This window comes from Nonomuraea sp. NPDC049784 (assembly GCF_040659615.1).
Classification (GTDB): domain Bacteria; phylum Actinomycetota; class Actinomycetes; order Streptosporangiales; family Streptosporangiaceae; genus Nonomuraea.
The window spans coordinates 31,086-45,120 of record NZ_JBFAMX010000026.1 but is presented as its reverse complement, the minus strand read 5'-3'; the positions used below and the strand labels follow the sequence as shown (position 1 = coordinate 45,120).

General features: G+C 70.3%; 16 protein-coding genes, 1 tRNA gene and 1 pseudogene. 8 read left to right on the top strand and 10 right to left on the bottom strand.

Annotation, left to right across the window (positions count from 1 at the left end):
* Nucleotides 1-2,447, bottom strand: a 2,447-nt coding sequence (locus tag AB0J09_RS09595) for a hypothetical protein (protein WP_360687832.1), incomplete at its 3' end; no start/stop codon positions are given.
* Nucleotides 2,448-2,576: 129 nt separating this feature from the next.
* Between AB0J09_RS09595 and AB0J09_RS09590 the strand changes: the two genes are divergently transcribed.
* The 3 genes from AB0J09_RS09590 to AB0J09_RS09580 all read left to right on the top strand — a co-directional run bounded on the left by AB0J09_RS09590 (nt 2,577) and on the right by AB0J09_RS09580 (nt 4,293).
* Entirely contained in the window at nt 2,577-3,125 is a 549-nt protein-coding gene (locus AB0J09_RS09590; RefSeq protein WP_360687829.1) for a hypothetical protein, read from the top strand.
* A 33-nt stretch (nt 3,126-3,158) separates the two neighbouring features.
* A complete protein-coding gene (locus tag AB0J09_RS09585) occupies nt 3,159-3,542 on the top strand; it encodes a hypothetical protein (protein WP_360687826.1) in 384 nt (127 codons plus the stop codon).
* Nucleotides 3,543-3,621: 79 nt separating this feature from the next.
* The gene (locus AB0J09_RS09580) at nt 3,622-4,293 is read left to right on the top strand and encodes a DUF6766 family protein (RefSeq protein WP_360687823.1); all 672 of its coding nucleotides are present in this window, start codon (nt 3,622-3,624) and stop codon (nt 4,291-4,293) included.
* On the opposite strand, the gene AB0J09_RS09575 is transcribed toward AB0J09_RS09580, so the two are convergent.
* On the bottom strand, nt 4,266-5,066 hold the full coding sequence (locus AB0J09_RS09575) for a pyridoxal-phosphate dependent enzyme (RefSeq protein WP_360687820.1): 801 nt from the start codon (nt 5,064-5,066) through the stop codon (nt 4,266-4,268). The two genes, AB0J09_RS09580 and AB0J09_RS09575, sit on opposite strands and share 28 nt — an antisense overlap.
* A 43-nt stretch (nt 5,067-5,109) precedes the next feature.
* Between AB0J09_RS09575 and galK the strand changes: the two genes are divergently transcribed.
* Entirely contained in the window at nt 5,110-6,222 is a 1,113-nt protein-coding gene (galK, locus tag AB0J09_RS09570) for a galactokinase (RefSeq protein ID WP_360687817.1), read from the top strand.
* Nucleotides 6,223-6,384: 162 nt separating this feature from the next.
* On the opposite strand, the gene AB0J09_RS09565 is transcribed toward galK, so the two are convergent.
* Entirely contained in the window at nt 6,385-6,570 is a 186-nt protein-coding gene (locus AB0J09_RS09565) for a hypothetical protein (RefSeq protein WP_360687814.1), read from the bottom strand.
* A gap of 15 nt (nt 6,571-6,585) precedes the next feature.
* Between AB0J09_RS09565 and AB0J09_RS09560 the strand changes: the two genes are divergently transcribed.
* Both AB0J09_RS09560 and AB0J09_RS09555 read left to right on the top strand, forming a co-directional pair.
* Nucleotides 6,586-7,584, top strand: a complete 999-nt coding sequence (locus AB0J09_RS09560) for a nitric oxide synthase oxygenase (RefSeq protein ID WP_360687811.1) — start codon at nt 6,586-6,588, stop codon at nt 7,582-7,584.
* Nucleotides 7,585-7,627: 43 nt separating this feature from the next.
* Nucleotides 7,628-8,401: an enoyl-CoA hydratase-related protein gene (locus tag AB0J09_RS09555; RefSeq protein WP_360687808.1), complete on the top strand. Its 774-nt coding sequence runs from the start codon at nt 7,628-7,630 to the stop codon at nt 8,399-8,401.
* Between the two features lie 43 nt (nt 8,402-8,444).
* On the opposite strand, the gene AB0J09_RS09550 is transcribed toward AB0J09_RS09555, so the two are convergent.
* The 3 genes and pseudogenes from AB0J09_RS09550 to AB0J09_RS09540 form a co-directional block, all read right to left on the bottom strand.
* Nucleotides 8,445-8,879 (bottom strand): hypothetical protein, encoded by a 435-nt coding sequence (locus tag AB0J09_RS09550; RefSeq protein ID WP_360687805.1) that lies wholly within the window; start codon nt 8,877-8,879, stop codon nt 8,445-8,447.
* A 113-nt stretch (nt 8,880-8,992) separates the two neighbouring features.
* Nucleotides 8,993-9,604: pseudogene (locus tag AB0J09_RS09545) on the bottom strand (response regulator transcription factor).
* A complete protein-coding gene (locus AB0J09_RS09540) occupies nt 9,592-10,734 on the bottom strand; it encodes a sensor histidine kinase (protein WP_360687802.1) in 1,143 nt (380 codons plus the stop codon). The pseudogene AB0J09_RS09545 and the gene AB0J09_RS09540 overlap by 13 nt, the downstream one beginning before the upstream one ends.
* Before the next feature lie 76 nt (nt 10,735-10,810).
* Here AB0J09_RS09540 and AB0J09_RS09535 point away from each other — a divergent pair, with 76 nt between their 5' ends.
* Nucleotides 10,811-10,993 carry a hypothetical protein gene (locus tag AB0J09_RS09535; protein ID WP_360687799.1) on the top strand — a complete coding sequence of 61 codons (183 nt, stop codon included), beginning with the start codon at nt 10,811-10,813 and terminating at the stop codon, nt 10,991-10,993.
* 418 nt (nt 10,994-11,411) lie between these two features.
* Here the strand turns inward: AB0J09_RS09535 and AB0J09_RS09530 are convergent.
* A tRNA-Asn gene (locus AB0J09_RS09530) sits at nt 11,412-11,486 on the bottom strand.
* Nucleotides 11,487-11,610: 124 nt separating this feature from the next.
* On the opposite strand from AB0J09_RS09530, the gene AB0J09_RS09525 reads away from it, so the two are divergent.
* Nucleotides 11,611-11,928 carry a YtxH domain-containing protein gene (locus tag AB0J09_RS09525; RefSeq protein ID WP_360687796.1) on the top strand — a complete coding sequence of 106 codons (318 nt, stop codon included), beginning with the start codon at nt 11,611-11,613 and terminating at the stop codon, nt 11,926-11,928.
* Between the two features lie 61 nt (nt 11,929-11,989).
* On the opposite strand, the gene AB0J09_RS09520 is transcribed toward AB0J09_RS09525, so the two are convergent.
* Genes AB0J09_RS09520 through AB0J09_RS09510 form a run of 3 tightly spaced genes read right to left on the bottom strand, consistent with a single transcriptional unit; the run spans nt 11,990 to nt 13,928 of the window.
* Nucleotides 11,990-12,466 (bottom strand): hypothetical protein, encoded by a 477-nt coding sequence (locus AB0J09_RS09520; protein WP_360687793.1) that lies wholly within the window; start codon nt 12,464-12,466, stop codon nt 11,990-11,992.
* On the bottom strand, nt 12,463-13,737 hold the full coding sequence (locus tag AB0J09_RS09515; RefSeq protein ID WP_360687790.1) for a hypothetical protein: 1,275 nt from the start codon (nt 13,735-13,737) through the stop codon (nt 12,463-12,465). Before AB0J09_RS09515 ends, AB0J09_RS09520 begins: the two co-directional genes overlap by 4 nt.
* Before the next feature lie 32 nt (nt 13,738-13,769).
* Nucleotides 13,770-13,928, bottom strand: coding sequence for a hypothetical protein (locus AB0J09_RS09510; RefSeq protein WP_360687787.1), 159 nt, complete (start codon nt 13,926-13,928; stop codon nt 13,770-13,772).
* Nucleotides 13,929-14,035: the final 107 nt, after the last annotated feature.

Sequence of the window (14,035 nt, the reverse complement as noted above, 5' to 3'; positions counted from 1 at the left end):
GCCCGGTAGGCCGCGGCCGCCTCGTCCAGCAGCCCGAGCTCGTGTCGCACCCGCCCGATGTCCCACTGCGTCATGGCGGCCAGGCGCTCGTTGCCGCCCTCCGCGACCTGCCCCCACGCCTCCAGCGCGCCGCGCTTGTCGCCCGATTCGTTACGCAGCGCGCCGAGGTAGCACCCCGCCTCCTGCCGGTAATCGGCGTGCCCAGCGACGAGCATCAGGGAGAGCGCCCCGTCGGCGGCGGCGATCTCGCCCCGCCGCTGCCAGGCGTGCGCGCTCTCCAGGGCCAGCATGCTCGCCAGGAACGCGCTGCCGTCGTCGCCGATCTCCTCGAACGCCTCAGCCGCACCCTCGAAGTCCCGGTCGAGCAGGGACCGCGCGTAGCGCCCCATCGCCTCCGGCTCCCCCGCGACCGGCTCGAAGGCCGCCCGCGCGGCGGCGAGGTCGTCGACCCTGACCCGGTTCAGCCCGAGCAGCCAGGCGCTGCGCCCGCGGTCGTCCTCGGAGATCTCCTCCTCGAGCCGCCTCTCGTGCATGCGGCAGACGGCCAGCAGGTCGCCCTGCCGCTCGTACACCGTGAGCAGCGCGCCGGCCGCCTCTGCCCGCAGCCCGCGGTTGCCGCTCTCCAAAGCCATCGTGTACGCGGCCCGCGCCTCGGCCAGGTCGTGCTCCTCCACGAGCCCGCCCAGCGCGTACCCCACCCACGGCGCTAGCACCGGATGGCCTTCGGCTCTGGCCCGGCGCAGCAGCGCCAGAGCCTCGTCCTCGTCGGACAGCATCTCCTTGCAGATCACGGCCGCGTACGACAGAGCCAGCGGATCCCCGGTGTCGGCCGCCGACTGGAACAGCTTGGCCGCCTCCGACAGGTCGTATCCGATCGCGGCCAGCACCTGCGCGAACACGGCTGTGCCGATCGCCGCGACGGCCGGATCCGCGTGCTCCATGGTCGCGTGGTAGCGGACCAGCCCCTCCTCCCTGCCCAGCCGCTGGTGGTCGAGGATCGCCTGCAGCACCGGGTGCGGCTGCTCGCCCGACTCGCGCAGCAGGTGCAGCAGGAAGGCCGTGTTGAAGCCCTGGAGCACGTCGTCGCCCTCGGCCACGTACGCCAGCAGCTCGTCGGCCTGCTCCCGATCGCCCTCGCCGATCTCCAGCTGGGCCAGCGTCACCATGGCCCTGAGCGCCTGCGCCGGCGCGCCCGAGTCGGCGGCCTTGCGCATCAGCCGCCTGGCCTCGGCCAGGTCGCCGGCCTGCATGCGGGCCAGCCCCTCGTCGGTGTCCTGGAGCGCCTGCTCCTCGACGGGGTCGGCCAGCGGCTGCTGCCTGGCGGCGTGCTCCAGCAGCAGCCCCGCCTTGAACGCGGTGTCGGGATCCTCGTGCCCGGCCGCGAGCCGCACCACCTCCATGACCTCGTCGTACGCCTCCGGATGCTGGTCGAGCAGCATGCCGAGCAGCGTGACGCAGACCGGGGCCCACTCGTCCTCCCCCGCCTCCAGCACGGCACGCAGCGCGGTCAGCGCCAGGGCCGGCTCGCCCGCCTCGGTGTGCATCTGGGCCAGGCACGCCTGGGCCTGCACGACGTACTCGCGATGACCGCTGGCGATCACCCGGCGGAAGATCGCCTTCGTCTCCTCCACGTCGCCGAGCGACGCGGTCACCTTGGCCAGTTCGATGAGCGACGGCAGCCGGATGTCCGGCCTGGGGTCCTCGGCGGCCACGCGGTAGGCGGCCGCGGACTCGGCGTACTCGCCCAGATCCACCAGCACCGCGCCGAGCAGCTTGTGCGCCATGGCCAGGTGGTCGGGGTGCCCGACCGCGATGGCATGCTCGCACACCTCCCTGGCCTGCTCGAACTCCTCCTCTTCGGCGTAGATCCGGTACAGCCGGAACGCCGACAGCGCCACCACGTCGGGATCGCCACAGGTCAGCAGCGCCCGGTAGTCGGCCTCGTCCTCGGCCTCCTCATAGAGGTCACGGGCCGAGGCCGGGTCCTGGTGGAACTCGGGCAGCTCCAGCCGGTCGGCCAGCTCGGCCACGGCGGAACTGTCGCACCTGCGCGCCCGCTCCAGCGCCTCCTGCGCGCCCTCCACGTCGCCCATCTGCGTGAGCACCAGCACCAGCGCCGTGTCGGCGAGCGCGGCAACCTCGAAGTCGGCCCCATCCGACGCGATCGTCAGCACCCGGTGCGCCGCGGGCCACTCCTTGGCGGTGACCAGCATCATCCCCATGGCGATGGCCGAGCGCTGCCCGAACACCGGGTCGCCCGACTGGATCACCGATCTGTGCGCCGCCTCGGCGCCGTCCAGGTCCCCCTGCTCCTGCAGCAGCCCGGCCAGCAGATGGGACGCTTCCGGATCCCCCGTGGCCGCGATCTGCCTGAACAGCGCGGCGGCCGCATCGAGATCTCCCGTTTTCCAGTAACTCATGGCCGCGTCGAGCTGTTCTGACGCCATTGCTCACTCCAAAGTCATCCAACAATGTGAAAAAGCTACACATCTGTCACCTCCGTCACAGGGCATTCCGAGATCTCGCGCCCATGGCCTCCACCGCGTGGAGGCAGGGGAGGCCGTAGCGTAGTCCCCATGGGCAGAGCGTTCTGGATCGATCAAGAGTTCGACAGAGACCGTGACGGGCGCTATGCCGTACACGTCCGCAAGAATCTCGAAGAGTTCGAGTGGGGCGACATCGCGCCCATCAGGTTCGCGTGCGCGGCGTGGCGGCTGGCCACGCCGCCGTCGCTGACCCCCGGCTACGTGAGGTGGGATCGGCGCGTGCTGGACGCGACCTGCCACCGCAACACCTGGGACGGCTCGCTCTACGCGCGCGTCAGGGTGGTCTCGCCGCTGCCCGAGGAGCTGACCCGGTCACGGGCCTGGTGGCGCGACCGCGGGTGGCTGGGCTGGCAGGAGACCTTCGGCCAGTACGTCGACCCGACCCAGCAAGACCTGGCCAGGCACCCATTCCTGCGGGCCACGCTGCTCCTGGAGGTGCCCGTGCCCCTCGACGACCTGCCGCCCGAGCCCGAAGGGCCGCACGACGAGGTCGAGCAGCGCGCGCACCGGGCGGTGGTGGTGCTGGCCCGCGAGCTCAACGCCCTGGTGTCACCGGTGCTCGACCAGCTCGGCGGCTAGCATGCGCGGTTGATCCACGGGTAGCAGGGACGCATGAGGACCCTGCTCATCCTGGTGCCGGCGCTCGCGCTCGCCGCCACCGGTTGCGCCCCTGACATGGCCGCTCCGGCGCAGGCGGCCGAGCGTTTCCACGCGGCTCTCTCCGCACACCGCGAGGATGCCGCGTGCGCCATGCTCACGCGCAAGACCGCCGAGAATCTCCCCAACCGCGGCCAGACCTGCGCCGAAGCGCTACGCGAGCTGGGTCTCGGTCCGGGCGGCTCCGTCACAGCCGTCAGTGTGTGGGGGGAGGACGCACAGGTACGGCTGGCCGGGGACACGCTCTTCTTGCACCGCTTCACCGACGGCTGGCGGGTCAAGGCCGCCGGCTGCGAGCCCGTGCACGACCTTCCCTACAAGTGCGAAGTGGAGGACTGATGCGCGTGATGTTCACGCTGACCATGCTGATCATCGTGGTCGGCCTTGCGTTCTTCTTCGCGGTGGGGTGGTCGCGGCTGTGAGGTGGCTCAAGGAGAACTCTCTGGGCCTGGCCTTCATGATCATGTTCTTCCTGGCGCTGGGCGGGCAGGCGGTGTCCGGGATGCTGGAGTACAACGACCGGCAGCTGGTCGAGGGCGCCGAGCCCGCCTCGTTCCTCCAGTACGTGACGTCGTCCTCGTTCGCGGTGGACGTGGCGGAGAACTGGCAGTCGGAGTACCTGCAGTTCTTCCTGTTCATCATGCTGACCGTCTGGCTGGTGCAGAAGGGGTCGCCCGAGTCCAAGGACGTGAAGGAGGCGGGGGCGGAGTCCGACGAGAGGCAGCGGATCGGGGCGTACGCCGGCTCCGGGTCTCCCCGGTGGGCAGGCGCCCGCGGGCTGAGGCTGTGGTTGTTCAGCAACTCGCTGGGACTGGTGATGGGTACCGTCTTCGTGCTGTCGTGGCTGGCCCAGTCGGTGGCGGGGCAGGCGGCGTACAACTCGGAGCGGCTCGGCGACCTGCGCGATCCGGTGTCCTGGTGGTCGTACGTGACCTCGCCCGAGTTCTGGAACCGGACCCTGCAGAACTGGCAGTCCGAGTTGCTGGCCGTGCTGTCGATGGTGGTGCTCTCGATCTACCTGCGGCAGCGGGGGTCGCCCGAGTCGAAGCCGGTCGGGGCGCCTCACACGGCCACGGGCGTGGAGGGCTGACCGGTGATCACGGCGACGACGCGGGCGTCTTGCGGGAAGGCGCCTTGCCGGGCGAGGTCCAGGATCCCGTAGAGCATTTTGGCCACGTAGACGCCTTCGACGCGATATTTCGCGATAAACCGGTCCAAGGCGGGTGTTGACTTGGCGTATCCGCCGAAGTGGTAATCCAGGCGGATCTCCCAGTTCGACCACGCGCGCCCGTACGCCTCGCGCTGGAGCCTGGCCACCTCATCGGTGAGGAACCCCGCCCCCTTCAGCACCGCGAACCCGATCGCCCGTTTGCCCTCCGGCAGCCCGGCCGAGATCCCGGCCAGCGTCCCGCCGGTCCCGACCGGACAGCAGACGACGTCGTACTCCTCGGTGATCTCCCCCGGCAGCTCGGCGCACCCGCGCACGGCCGCCGCGTTGCTCCCGCCCTCGGGCAGGATCACCACGTCGGCACCCCACCGCGCCCGCAGCCCGGCCAGCACGGGCTCTGTGTCCTTGAGCCGGTAGGTGGCTCTATCCATATAAGTGAGGGTCATCCCGCACGCCCTCGCGTAGGCGAGTGACGGATTCAGCGGCAGATGCTCCTCACCTCGTATGACCCCGATGGTCTCGATCCCGTGCCGCCGCCCCGCCTCGGCCACGGCCCTGATGTGGTTGGAGTACGCGCCTCCGAAGGTGAGCAGCCGGGAATGGCCGAGGTTGTACTTGAGTTTGCGTGGCTTGTTGTCGTCATGCATCAGGAACACCCGGACCCGCCCGAGCCCTGGATCCAGGAGCTCCTCCATGGCGCTAGTCTACGGTCGGGCCTTTGTTGAGGAGTGTTCGATTATGCGCGTTGTTGAAGCTTTTCGTGCCGCCTATGGCGCGTCCCCCCAGACCGTCTGGCATGCGCCCGGCCGGGTCAATCTGATCGGCGAGCACACCGACTACAACGACGGCTTCGTACTCCCCTTCGCCGTGCCGCTGGGCGTCACGGCCGCCGTCACCCCGCGCGCGGACCGTACCATCCGGATCCTGTCGCTCCAGTCCTCCGGCGAGCCCGTCACTCTGGCGAGCCACGACGAGTCGAAAGGCTGGACCCGCTACGTCGTCGGCGTCCTGGACATGCTGGGCGACCGGGTGGCGGGCGCGGACATCGCCATCGACGGCGACATCCCGCCGGGCGCGGGCCTCAGCTCCAGCGCCGCCCTCGAGGTTTCCGTCGCCTCGGCGCTCAACGACCTGCACGACCTGGGCATGACGCCCATGGAGATCGCGCTGCTCAGCCAGAAGGCCGAGAACGACTTCGTCGGCATGCCCTGCGGCATCATGGACCAGGCCGCCTCGGCGCTGTGCAAGGAGGGGCACGCGCTGTTCCTCGACTGCCGCTCCCTCGGCTCCCGGAACATCCCGCTCGACCTGGCCTCCCACGGGCTGAGCATGCTCATCATCGACACGCAGGCGCACCACGAGCACGCGGGCGGCGAGTACGCCAAGCGCCGCGCGGAGTGCGAGTCGGCGGCCCGCAAGCTCGGCGTCCCGGCCCTGCGCGACGTCACGGACCTGGCGGGGGCCCTCGACCAGCTGCAGGGGGATGAGCGCAAGCGCACGATGCACGTGGTCACGGAGAACCACCGCGTTGAGGCTCTCGTCGGCCTCCTGCGCGCCGGCGCCGTCAACGAGATCGGCGCCCTCCTGAACGCCTCACACCTGTCGCTGCGGGACCAGTACGAGGTGTCGTCGCCGGAGCTGGACGTGGCGGTGGAGGCCGCCATCCGTGGCGGCGCCCGCGGCGCCCGAATGACGGGCGGCGGCTTCGGCGGCTCCGCCATCGCCCTGGTGCCGGTGGACCGCCTGCCCGCCGTCGAGGAGTCGGTGTCGAACGCGTTCGCCGAGCACGGCTTCCAGACCCCCCGCTTCCTCCCCGCCACCCCGGCCCCCGGCGCCCACCGCCTGGCATGAGACGCCTCGTGGCGTAAGGGCCACCGGGAGGAGTCAAGGCGCGCGTGCATTTCGTGGTTTGGCGGGACAAAGCAGCGGCCGCGAGTAAAGATGAGGCTACCGGTCCCCAGGGGCCGGTAGCCGCGGATAAGTCGTGACGGTGGCGAGGAGAGGGCGCCGCCATCAGGAACGTGCCGCCGACCCGGAATCGGCGAAGCGATCCGATGACGGAGAAGTGCTGATTGCCGCGTGCGTACCTGGATTACGAACCTGCGTCCATTCGATGCCCTCGCCGTACAGGCGGTGCTCGAGCGAACCACCGACCTCCGCGAGGCAGAGCGTTTCATCAGGCTCTTCCACGCCGAACACCCACAAACCGGAGGCATGCACGCCCGTTTGCGCGACGTCGCCAGAGACGTGGCCCGCCGCGGGACCTACACGCACACGTACGAGGAGCTGGAGTTCGGCGCCCGGGTGGCCTGGCGCAACAGCAACCGGTGCATCGGGCGGCTCTACTGGCGCTCGCTGAAGGTACGTGACCGCCGGCAGGTGGCCACGGCCGAGGGGGTGGCCCTCGAGTGCGTCGCCCATCTGCGCGAGGCCACCGGGAACGGAAAGATCAGGCCAACCGTCACGATCCTGCCCCCCGACACGCCGGCCCTCCGAGGGCCACGGATAGTGAACGACCAGCTCATCCGGTACGCGGGCCACCGCAACCGCGACGGGAGCATCGTCGGCGACCCGCGCAACGTGGAACTCACCAAGATGGCGGAGGCGCTGGGCTGGCGCGGCAGGTCGGGGCGGTTCGACGTGCTGCCGGTGATCATCCAGCCGAGCCTGGGCGAGCCGCTCATGTGCAACCTGCCAGGGGACGCCGTCCTGGAGGTGCCGCTGGTTCACCCCGAATACCCGTGGTTCGAGGAGCTCGGACTGCGCTGGCACGCCGTACCGGCTATTTCGGATATGTGCTTGGAGATCGGCGGCATCTGCTACCCATGCGCGCCCTTCAACGGCTGGTACATGGGCACCGAGATCGGCGCCCGCAACCTCGCCGACCCCGACAGGTACGACCAGCTCAGAGTGGTCGCCGACCGGCTGGGCCTGGACACCTCCACCGAGCGGACACTGTGGCGCGACCACGCGCTGGTCGAGCTGAACGTGGCGGTGCTGCACTCGTTCGAGCAGGCGGGGGTCACGATGACCGACCATCACACCGAGTCGCGCCGCTTCCTCACCCACCTGTCACGCGAGGAGAAGGCCGGGCGCGTCTGCCCTGCCGACTGGTCATGGATCGTGCCACCGCTCTCGGGCAGCGCCACCCCGGTCTTCCACCGCTACTACGACACCAGCGTCCTCACCCCCGCCTTCGTCCACCACCGGTAACCGATCCTTGCCATTCCCGGCTAGAACATGGTTCGGTTAGTGCATGGCAGAACTCGTGCTCTCATCCCTCGACCAGGGCGTACTCACCCTGACCTTCAACCGTCCCGACACGCTGAACGCGTGGACGAACGCCCTGGGGCGGCGCTACTTCGACCTGCTGACGGAGGCGGAGAAGGACCCGGAGGTGCGGGCCATGGTGGTCACGGGCGCGGGCAAGGGGTTCTGTTCGGGGGCGGACTTCAAGGCGTTGGCCGCGATCCAGAGCGGCTCCTACGACGAGGAGCCCGACCCCCGGCCGAACACGTTCCCGGCGACCATCGCCAAGCCGATCATCGCCGCCGTCAACGGGGCCTGCGCGGGGCTGGGCATGGTGCACGCGCTGGTCTGCGACCTCGTCTTCACGGCCGCGGACGCCAAGTGGACCACCGCTTTCCCGCGCCGGGGGTTGATCGCGGAGTACGGGCTGTCCTGGGTGCTGCCCAGGATCATGGGGCAGCAGCGGGCCATGGACATCCTGCTGTCCGGGCGGGTGTTCACCGGGGCCGAGGCGTACGAGCTCGGGCTGGTGAACCGGGCGGTGACGGGTGAGTCGGTCGTTGCCGAGGCGCAGGCGTACGCGCGGGAGCTCGCGGCGTACAGCTCTCCCGCGTCGATGGCGGTGATCAAGCGGCAGGTGTGGCACGACTGGGACACCACTCTGGAGGCCTCGGCCGCGACGGCCGTCCAGGAGATGGTCGCCTCCTTCGGCCGTCCGGACTTCGCGGAGGGCGTCGCGAGCTTCCTGGAACGCCGCCCGCCGAACTTCCCGTCCCTGTAACGCCACGCGCCCCTGGGAGAGCCCAGGGGCGCGGCGGTGAGGGCTACCGGCCCACGCGGTCGTCCCACACGCACGTGAGGTGGATGACGCGGCTGCGGTGCCAGCGCTTGCCGACCGTGACCTTGCGTGGCAGCTCCTTGGCCGGAACGCTGATCGACAGCCGGTCCTCGGGTACGGTCGTCACGCCGTCCTCGGTGACGGCCTCGGCGAGCTGAGGCTCGATGAAGTCCTCGTCGAAGAGCTCGGTCACCTTCGCCTTGGAGAACTTGACGACTTTGCCGTCACTCAGCCAGCACTTCAGCCTGCCACCGCGGACGCCCGGCTCGACGTGCACCCTGACCGGCCCGTCGTCCCGCACCTTGACCGGGCCGTCGTCGCGCACGTGGAGCGTGCCGTCGTCGGCCAGCGCGGACCCGGCCATTCCGACCAGCCCCAACACGGCGGCGGTGACGACGACTGCGACGCGTCGCTTGAACATGGGATCTCCTTCCCCGATTCGATGAGACAGCCCGAGACTGGCCCGCGGCACCTGAAGCGAGGCTTAAGAGAGCCGAAGTGATCTTCAGGTACGGCCGGCGAGCGGGGCGCCGGTCAGGGGCGGCGCCGTACCAGGCCCAGGTCCAGCGCGGCCAGCACGGCCGAGGTCCGGTCGGAGACGCCCAGCTTGCCGAAGACCCGCAGCAGGTACGTCTTGACCGTGGCCTCCCCGATGTACAACCGCCTGCCGATCTCCGCGTTCGTGAGTCCCTCGGCCACCAGCTCCAGGACCTCCCGCTCACGAGCCGACAGCACAGGCGCGGCCCGCCGGTCGGCCAGCCGCGCGGCGACCGAGGGTTACAGGACCGTCTCGCCCCGGGCCGCCGCCCGCACGGCCCGCGCGAGGTCGGCCCGTGACACGTCCTTCAGCAGGTATCCGGCCGCCCCCGCCGACACCGCGCGCAGGATCTCCCCGTCATCCTCGTACGTCGTCAGCACGACGACCCGCTGACCGGGCCCCAGCCGCACGATGGCGCTGATCCCGTCGCCGCCGGGCATGCGCAGATCCATGAGGATCACGTCGGGCCGTAACCGGGGCACGACCGCCACGGCCTCGTCCGCCGACCCGGCCTCGCCGACGACCTCGATGTCCGGCTCGGCCTGAAGCATCCCGCGCAGGCCCTCGCGCACGATGGGATGGTCGTCGACGATCATCACCCTGAGCACGGCAGCTCCACCGCGACCGTGGTGCCCTCGCCGAGGGAGCCGGTGATCCGTACAGTGCCGCCGAGCCGCGTCACCCGGTTGCGCATCGCGCGCAGGCCGTACCCGTCCTGGACAGCCGAGGGGTCGAAGCCGCAGCCGTCGTCGCTGATCGACATGCGCACGGCCGCGCCGGGAACGTGCTCGAGCTCCAGCCGCACAGAGCGGGCGCGGGCGTGCTTGCGCACGTTGGCCAGCCCCTCCTGGGCGGCCCGCACCAGCACCTCCTCGACGGGGCTCGGCACGTCGGCGGCCCCTGCGACGGTCATCTCCACGGGCAACTCGAACCCCCTGGCCAGCCGCCCCAATGCCTCCTCCAGCGAGGCGCCCTCCAGCGCGGGCGGCGCCAGGGCGGCGATGAGGGCCCGGGTCTCGGCGAGGTTGTCCTTGGCGGTCTGCATGGCCCGCGCCACGTGCGGGTCGCGCCCGTCCTCGGCAACCTGCAGCAGCATGAGAATGCTCGCGAACCCCTGCGCCAGCGTGTCGTGGATGTCACCGGCCAGCCGCTCGCGCTCGGCCAGAATCCCCGCCTCCTTGCTCACCTCGGCCAGCTCCTCACGGGTGCGGTCGAGCTCCTCGATCAGCCGGGCCCGCTCGGTGTTCTGCCGCCCGAGCCGGTCGATGAACACCCCCAGCAGCGAGCTGGCCGACACCCCGAGGACGATCGCCACGGCGATCAGCAGCGGATGCGACCCGTTCTCCGCCATGAGCTGGATCACAGGACCGGCGAGCATGGCCACCATCACGGCCACCGCCCGTGCCGCCCGCAACGCCATGAACGTCATGGGGATCAGCGCCGACAGCGCGACGGCGGACTGCGGCGCGAACAGGTGGGCCGCCGTGAACAGGACGAGCATCGCGGCGACGTGCCACCAGCTCTCCTTGATGGGCGCGACCGGCGCCCGCACCGCCTTGTGGCCCCACGCCACGTACGAGACGGCGATCAGGAGCAGCAGCACGATGGCGACCGGCGCCCCGCCGTCCACCACGATGGCGACGATGGTCGCCACCAGCACGATCGCGAAGTACGCATCCCAGAAGGGGTAGGAGCGGGACCAGGCGTTCTCCGCCCGCGCGTCGACGGGGCCACCCACGATCGGACATCTTACCGGGGACGTGTCCACCGATCAGTGGATACAACCGGGCCTTCAGTCGCGTGATCGTGTCGGTATGAACCAGAAGACGTATCTCCGCCTGATGCTCGTCCTCACCGTGGCCTACGGCCTCCTGATCGCCGTGCTCTCGATGCTCGGGATCGGCAACATCGGCCTCGTGGCCATCGTCGGCGGGCTGGTCGTGGGCCTTGGCTGGGCACTCACCTCCGTCATCGCCAAGCGCGGCCCCACCCCCTGACCGCACCACTTCACCGCATGGACGAGGGGCGCCTTCCCAGACCCCGGCCTCCCGAGGCCCATCAGCCACCGCCCCATACGCGACCCTCGTGGGGCCGGTGGCGCCTGGTGTGACGGAACGCGCTCCTGAGGCCCGGCACCGCGCGGAGGCGCGTGCTCGTGAGGCGCGGCAGGGCGCGGGGACGATGCGCTCCTGAGACGCGGCAGCGCGTCCAGGCAGAGCCTCCCCTGAGGCAAGCGTTGCCGGCGTCGAGGCGATCCGCTCCCCCGGGCGTGTTGCCGCCTGGAGCCGATGCGCTCATGGCCGCAACGTGAAGGCGATGCGACCCAGGGCGCCAAGGTCCGCATCGCCGTAGCCCCAGCGATCGGCACAAGAGCCGCTACAACAAAGAGGCCCTCGGCAGAGGGCCTCTCGTGTGTGGCTCCCGCGATAGGACTCGAACCTATAACCTGCCGGTTAACAGCCGGCTGCTCTGCCGTTGAGCTACGCGGGATCGGGCATCTGCGCACTTCGCCGGGGCTTGGGCCCCTTCGCTGTGCGCAGGAATAGATTAGCGCACTCCTGGAGTGCGTGTCGCATCGTAAGCGGGGTAGGGCCGGAGACAGCGGAGGTGCAAGATGCGTTATCGGATGACATTCGCTGCTGGTCTGGCGATCGGCTACGTGCTGGGCAGCCGGGCGGGACGCGAGCGGTACGAGCAGATCAGGCGGACGGCGCAGCGCGTGGCCGACAACCCGAGGGTCCAGGAGGTCGCCGGGGTGATGGGCGCGCAGGCGTCGAAGCTGGCGGGGATGGCCAGGTCGAGAGTGGGTGACACGCTGCAGCACCGCATCCCCTTCCTCAGCTCCGATCGGCACCAGCCCGACACGGGCACCGGCTGGCCGGATGAGGACATCGTGGACAAGAAGGCCCGCGAGAGCGGCATCCCGTACTGACCGTACTGATCGCACTGACGGGCGCGGAGCATGGGCGTCTGAGGCGCCCGCGCGTGGCGCGTCAGACGCCCATGCTGCGCCGTAGCCCCTCCAGGGCCTGTTCGGCCTGCGCGCGCAGGCCGGGGTCCTCGGGGTCGAGGCCGTCGTCGAAGACGAAGGTCCAGCCGAGCACCTCCCCGCCGGGCCGGCGCCGGGCCACCAGCCGCACTCCGCCCCTTCCCGGCAGCTTGACGTGCTTGTTGACCACGATCGTGGAGTTGACCCGCTCCCGTACGGTCTCGGGCACCAGCCGAGGGTCGGAGACCTCATCAACATGCCACGTGCCGTCCATGGTGAGCACCCGCACCCCCTGCTCGTCCCACGACGCCTTGTCGATCTCCTCGTACGGCACCCGCGTCCCGTCCGTCAGGTAGAGGGCGAGGTTCGTGGCCACCACGTAGCCGGAGGTCGCACCGGCGGCGAAGGTCAGCACCCGCTCCCCCGGCTCGGTGTCCAAGGACTTGCGCACATCGGCGGGCAGGCGGTGGAAAAAGCTCATTCCACCACGGTATCGGCGAGCAGATCGAGGGTGAGCGCCGCACTCCACGAGAAGTCCCTGCACCCCCGCCCGCTGCCGTCGAAGGGATCGAAGCACTCGCGGAACCCGGCCTGCCGGACCAGGCGCAGCGTGCAGTTGGTGAGCTGCTGGCCGAGCTGGTCAAGTGAGTGCACGGCCGCGGCCCTGCGCAGCAGCCAGTTGGTGTTCACCCAGGAGGGGCCGCGCCAGTAGCGCGTACGGTCGAACTGGGTGGCGCGGATCTCGCAGCTCGGCACCGGATAGCCGGTGGCCCCCATGAACCTGGCCGACTCCAGCACCTCCACGGCCGCGTGCAGGTGGTCGCTGGGCAACCCGGGATCCAGCAGCGGCCCGAAGGCGCCCACCGTGGCCACCCGGATCAGCCGGTCGGCCCGCAGGTCGCGGGCGTAGAAGCAGCCGTCCCAGAGGCGGTCGAGCATGGCCTGCCTGATGCGGTCGGCCTGCTCGGCGTGGGGCACGGGGTCGGCGCCCACCAGGGGCGCCAGCTCGGCCAGGGCCTGGCAGGAGGCCAGCCAGATCCCGTTGAACATCGGGTCCTCGATCGCGAACGGGTGCTCGTCCCGCAGGTACTCGGCCCGGTACCCGGCGTCCCGGTAGCGCATGGCCAGCCAGACGTAGCGGTCGTGGTCGCTGTCCGGGTGGCGCTCTTCCAGCTCGACGTTGCGGTAGCCATACCTGATCGCGGGCAGCGCGGCCAGCGCGTCGTCCCAGGACGGGCTGTCGTCCATGCCCGACTCCCAGGGGTGCACGATCGCGGCCAAGCCCGCGCCGCCGAGGTCGCGGGCCGAGGAGAGGTAGGCGTGCTGGGCGACCAGCGCCGGGAAGGCCTTCCTGACGAAGGCGACGTCGCCGGTGTGCCGGTAGAGCCACCACAGGGCCAGCGCGTGCATCGGCGGCGAGGTGAGCCCCGAGGTGAGGACATGCGGCGCGGCAGCGTGCTCCTGCGAGCGCCACACGGAGGGACCCGGGAAGTACGCCTCGCGCGTGTGGAAGACGATGTGCGGCACCATGCCGGTGGCCCACTGCCCGCGCAGCAGGCTGAGCAGCTCGTCGCGGGCCCGGTCGGGCCGGTGCCTGGCCAGGCCGATGACGACGAACGCGGAGTCCCAGCTCCATTGGTGCGGGTAGAGACCTGGCGCGGGCACGGTGCCAGTGCCTGTCCAGTTCGCCTCGAGCACGGCCAGTGCCTCGCGCCCGAGCGCGGCATCGTCGACCGCCGGCCGCGCCTCCATCACCCAACTATGCCCGCGGATGCCGCAGGAAGCTATGTTCTCTTGGCCCACTTCGTAAGGAGCATGACGCCGAACGCCACGGCGCCGATGATGAGGCCCCACTTGAGCAGTGTGAGGGCGAAGCCCACGAGGGGGCCGAGGAGTACGAGCGCGGCCACGATCGCCGCGGCAATCAGAAGAATTCGTCCCATGTCCGCAACGGTAAGAGATCCTTTAAGCGGATTGCAGGCGAGACAGGGTTGAATCAGGGACAAGTCAGGGGTCACCCCGACTCTTGGAACCAACCGCTCGAATCCCC

Bases quoted from the DNA above. Each gene is read 5' to 3' on its own strand.
- AB0J09_RS09590 (WP_360687829.1), top strand. From the start codon at position 2,577: ATGGGCAGAGCGTTCTGGATCGATCAAGAGTTCGACAGAGACCGTGAC.
- AB0J09_RS09585 (WP_360687826.1), top strand. From the start codon at position 3,159: ATGAGGACCCTGCTCATCCTGGTGCCGGCGCTCGCGCTCGCCGCCACC.
- AB0J09_RS09575 (WP_360687820.1), bottom strand. From the start codon at position 5,066: ATGGAGGAGCTCCTGGATCCAGGGCTCGGGCGGGTCCGGGTGTTCCTG.
- galK (WP_360687817.1), top strand. From the start codon at position 5,110: ATGCGCGTTGTTGAAGCTTTTCGTGCCGCCTATGGCGCGTCCCCCCAG.
- AB0J09_RS09560 (WP_360687811.1), top strand. From the start codon at position 6,586: ATGCACGCCCGTTTGCGCGACGTCGCCAGAGACGTGGCCCGCCGCGGG.
- AB0J09_RS09555 (WP_360687808.1), top strand. From the start codon at position 7,628: ATGGCAGAACTCGTGCTCTCATCCCTCGACCAGGGCGTACTCACCCTG.
- AB0J09_RS09550 (WP_360687805.1), bottom strand. From the start codon at position 8,879: ATGTTCAAGCGACGCGTCGCAGTCGTCGTCACCGCCGCCGTGTTGGGG.
- AB0J09_RS09535 (WP_360687799.1), top strand. From the start codon at position 10,811: ATGAACCAGAAGACGTATCTCCGCCTGATGCTCGTCCTCACCGTGGCC.
- AB0J09_RS09525 (WP_360687796.1), top strand. From the start codon at position 11,611: ATGCGTTATCGGATGACATTCGCTGCTGGTCTGGCGATCGGCTACGTG.
- AB0J09_RS09520 (WP_360687793.1), bottom strand. From the start codon at position 12,466: ATGAGCTTTTTCCACCGCCTGCCCGCCGATGTGCGCAAGTCCTTGGAC.
- AB0J09_RS09515 (WP_360687790.1), bottom strand. From the start codon at position 13,737: ATGGAGGCGCGGCCGGCGGTCGACGATGCCGCGCTCGGGCGCGAGGCA.
- AB0J09_RS09510 (WP_360687787.1), bottom strand. From the start codon at position 13,928: ATGGGACGAATTCTTCTGATTGCCGCGGCGATCGTGGCCGCGCTCGTA.